The sequence below is a fragment of the Moorena sp. SIO3B2 genome (genome assembly GCF_010692525.1).
Taxonomy (GTDB): domain Bacteria; phylum Cyanobacteriota; class Cyanobacteriia; order Cyanobacteriales; family Coleofasciculaceae; genus Moorena; species Moorena producens.
This window is the reverse complement of sequence record NZ_JAAHHE010000492.1, coordinates 1-3920: the sequence shown is the minus strand read 5'-3', so window position 1 is coordinate 3920 and position 3920 is coordinate 1. Positions and strand designations below refer to the sequence as shown.

Sequence of the window (3920 nt, the reverse complement as noted above, 5' to 3'; positions counted from 1 at the left end):
GTTGTAGGTACGGAATAGGGAGTAGCGCTCTATGTTATAGTTTTTAGGCATAATAATCTTATCCCAACAATCAACTGATCGCAATCCCCTCACGACCATGGAACAGTCGCCATCCCTGGAGCATGCCCTTAAACATTTTTTTGGTCACGACTGTTTTCGGCCAGGACAGCAACAGATTATTGAAGAGGCGCTGCAAAATCAGGATTTACTGATTATCATGCCCACTGGCGGTGGTAAATCCTTGTGCTACCAACTGCCAGCTCTACTGAAACCGGGATTAACCGTTGTGGTATCTCCTCTGATTTCCTTGATGCAAGACCAAGTGACGTCTTTGGAAGATAATGGGATTGGGGCTACGTTTATCAATAGTACCTTGAGCTTCCAACAAATGCGATCGCGGGAAGCTGCTATCCTTGAGGGTAAGATAAAATTACTCTACGTATCACCAGAACGGTTACTGGCAGAACAGTTTATCCCATTTTTGGATAGAGTGCGATCGCAAATCGGTATTCCCACCTTTGCCATTGATGAAGCTCACTGCGTCTCACAATGGGGGCATGATTTCCGCCCAGACTATCGGCAACTAAAACTATTACGTAACCGCTATCCCAATAGCTCAGTGCTGGCGCTGACCGCTACTGCCACTAATCGAGTCCAACAGGACATTATCCAACAACTGGAATTGCGACAGCCCAAGGTTCACATCGCCAGTTTCAACCGTCCTAACCTTTACTACGACGTTCAACCAAAACAACGGCAAAGCTATCAACAGTTATTAAAACAGATCCGTTCTCACCAAGGTTCTGGTATTGTCTACTGTACGAGCCGCCGTTCCGTAGAAGAAGTCGCTTTCCGGTTACAGAATGATGGTATTTCTGCCCTACCTTACCATGGTGGAATGACGGATAAGGCTAGGGCAACCAATCAAAATCGGTTTATCCGGGATGATGTGCGGGTAATCGTAGCTACGGTAGCCTTTGGCATGGGAATTAATAAGCCAGATGTACGGTTTGTGATTCACTACGATTTACCTCGTAACATCGAAAGTTATTACCAGGAATCGGGACGAGCAGGACGGGATGGGGAACCAGCCACATGTACGGTTTTATATAGCGCTAGTGATATCTCAAAACTTCATTATCTGATTGATCAAAAGCCCGATCCCAAGGAACAACGGATTGCCTATCAACAGTTAAATCAGATTGTTGACTACGCAGAAGGCACAGATTGTCGCCGCCGGATTTTGCTGGGCTACTTTGGTGAGCGGTTTCCAGGGAATTGTGAGAAATGTGATAACTGTTGCTATCCTAAGCCACTAGAAGATTGGACCATTGAAGCTCAAAAATTCCTCTCTTGTGTAGCCCGGTGTCGGGAACGGTTTGGCATGAACCACATTATTCAAGTGTTGCGGGGCTCAAAAAGTAAGAAAATTGAGCAGTATGGCCATCACTTACTCTCTACTTATGGTATTGGTAAAGATAAAACTGCAGAGGCTTGGAAAATTCTAGTGCGATCGCTTTTGCACCAAGGATTAGTAGACCAAACCACCGATGGCTACTCTGTGCTGAAGCTCAATACACTAAGTTGGGAAATCCTGCGCAAGCAACGTTCTGTTTACGTTCCTATTCCCCAGTCATCTGTAGAAAAAGCCTTAGGGGAAATTAACCCCAGAGTAGCTGAAGCCGAGATTCTGCTAGAGAAACTGCGGAAATTAAGGAAACAGCTCGCTGATCGCCAATCGATTCCGCCCTATGTGGTCTTTGCTGATTCCACACTGAAACTGATGGCACAGCTGAAACCCAAAACCTTAGAGCACTTTGCCAAACTTTCCGGTGTCACTCAGTATAAAGTTACCCAGTATGGCGAGCAATTTATTTCAGAAATTCGGGCATTTTGTCAAGAGCAAAAACTACCAGAACCCCTCCCCTCCAGTACCTATATGAAAACCCTGCAATTCTATCAACAAGGGTTAAGTGTAGAGGAAATTGCTCAACAACGAGGGTATACTACCAGAACTATTATAGATCATTTGAGCCAATTAATTGAAATGAATCAGCCAGTGGATTTAAAACGACTGGTACCATTGGAACGCCATGAGCCAATTATCAAAGCAATTGAAAAAGTGGGTGATCAGTATCTGAAAAAATTACGGGAGTACTTAGGAGAAAGTTACTCCTATGACGACATTAAACTAGTCCGTGCTTGGTGGCGACGGGAACAAGAGTAATCGATATAGTTATTGCTATCCGCAGCACTATAGATGATTATGAAATGATCGCACAAAGCCATCCTGTGCTTTGGCTATACCCTTACATGTTACTGGATCAGATCCTCAACTTTGAGATCTAAAATATCACACAAGGCTTTAGTCTGTTCTGGATAAAGCTTAGGCTTGTGCCGATCAGCCTCCCAGTTAATCACTGTAGACTCTACGACATCACAGGCTCTGGCAACTTGTATGCGGGTTAAACCTAGACTTTCACGGCGTTCTCGTAGTTTTTTTCCTAGGGACATTACCTTCTCCGGTGGTCTTGTAGCAGTAGTTTACCTAAATTTATTTGACTATTTATAGTTTATATTCTACAATCGGGTTTTGTGCAACAGGGCAGGTAAATTAATATCAATGATTTGAATTAAGACCATAGATGTAGGTGGGGAGGGTGGGAAGTGAGGCGTAGTGGACTGACACAGCTAATTTGGTGCATTAGAATCTGCCATCTCTTCCTCTTCAAACACTGGATAAAGATGTTTAAGTTTGACTCTGGCATCCGGGGTTGAAAAATGCCAAATTACTTGACTGGCTGTTTTGTTTCGCTCTTGTTCCCAAGCTTTTAACTTCTTTTCCAATTTTTCAGGACTAGAAATCCTGCGGGCTAAACATTGTTTGGTTAAAATGCTTAGTTCAATCTCTGCGACATTCAACCAACTGCCATTACGAGGAGTATGATAAATTTCTAGTCGTCTGGCAAGACGATGAGCTTCATCAGCCGGGAAAGCTTCATAAAGAGAAGCAATATTATGAGTATTGAGATTATCGCAGACTAACTTGACTTTAAGAGCATGGGGATAGTCAACATCCAGTAATTGGCGAATTTCTTCCGCCCAGTCTACACGAGACCGATGGTCTCGATTGCTAACTCGCCGCCATCCAGCATTAGGGTCAAAAAACATAAACAGGGCTTGTGTCCCTTCACGAGTATAGTGATAATCTTCTTTCTGGTCTTGACCAGGTTGCATTTTAATCGGTTTATAGAGATGATCTAGGAGTTGGACTGATGCTTCATCCATACAAATCAATGGCTGATCTCGACAATGGGATGAACAGTAAAGGTCTAAAATTACTTCCATCTGGGCGACAAATCTGGCCAAATCTCGTTCAGGAATACAGAAACGTTTTACTTTCCAAGGACGTAGCTGGTTTTTTTTAAAGTGCGACGTACCGTTTCACGAGAGATTTCTGTGACTACTCTTCGCTTTTTCAGTTCCGATGTCAGTAGTCTAATCGTCCAATCTGCTCTTCCTTCTGGAGGGTCTGAACAACACATGGCAATGATTTGGGCTTCTGTCGCGCCATCTATTTTTGGTGGAGTTGGTGGTTTCTTTCTTAACTTTCTATTGAGTGCTGGTTCTTCTCCTTGGGTCAGATATCTTTTTCTGATACGCCCTACGGTATTTCGATGTAGATTTAAAGCAAGGGCTATCCCTTCATCTGTCCATTTATCTATCGCTTGTTCTCCTTCGTCACACATCAGAAGAACCCTAGCGTGCAGGATTTTCTTGGCAGGAGCATAGCCATTGCGACTGATGTTTTCTAGTCTTCGTCTTTGTTCGATTGTCAGCAGCACTTTATCTCTACGACCTCTTCCCATTTTTTTGACCTCAAATAATCATCCTTCTATTCCACTATTTTAGCTGTGCCA

The 3920-nt window shown here is 43.6% G+C and carries 3 protein-coding genes; 1 reads left to right on the top strand and 2 read right to left on the bottom strand.

Features of this window, described 5'->3' with window-relative positions:
* The first annotated feature begins 97 nt into the window (after positions 1–97).
* Positions 98–2227 carry a DNA helicase RecQ gene (gene recQ, locus F6K38_RS36830; RefSeq protein WP_287359967.1) on the top strand — a complete coding sequence of 710 codons (2130 nt, stop codon included), beginning with the start codon at positions 98–100 and terminating at the stop codon, positions 2225–2227.
* An 89-nt stretch (positions 2228–2316) separates the two neighbouring features.
* Here recQ and F6K38_RS36825 read toward each other — a convergent pair whose 3' ends face one another.
* Positions 2317–2514, bottom strand: coding sequence for a helix-turn-helix transcriptional regulator (locus F6K38_RS36825; RefSeq protein WP_008183401.1), 198 nt, complete (start codon positions 2512–2514; stop codon positions 2317–2319).
* A 177-nt stretch (positions 2515–2691) separates the two neighbouring features.
* Positions 2692–3869 (bottom strand): IS630 family transposase gene (locus F6K38_RS36820; protein ID WP_287359966.1). Its coding sequence is split into 2 segments (ribosomal slippage): positions 2692–3428 and positions 3428–3869, totalling 1179 coding nucleotides; the frame shifts between segments, so codons are not numbered across the junction.
* Positions 3870–3920: the final 51 nt, after the last annotated feature.

What these genes read in the sequence shown, in the direction of transcription:
- recQ (WP_287359967.1), top strand. Translation starts at nt 98, where the DNA reads ATGGAACAGTCGCCATCCCTGGAGCATGCCCTTAAACATTTTTTTGGT.
- F6K38_RS36825 (WP_008183401.1), bottom strand. Translation starts at nt 2,514, where the DNA reads ATGTCCCTAGGAAAAAAACTACGAGAACGCCGTGAAAGTCTAGGTTTA.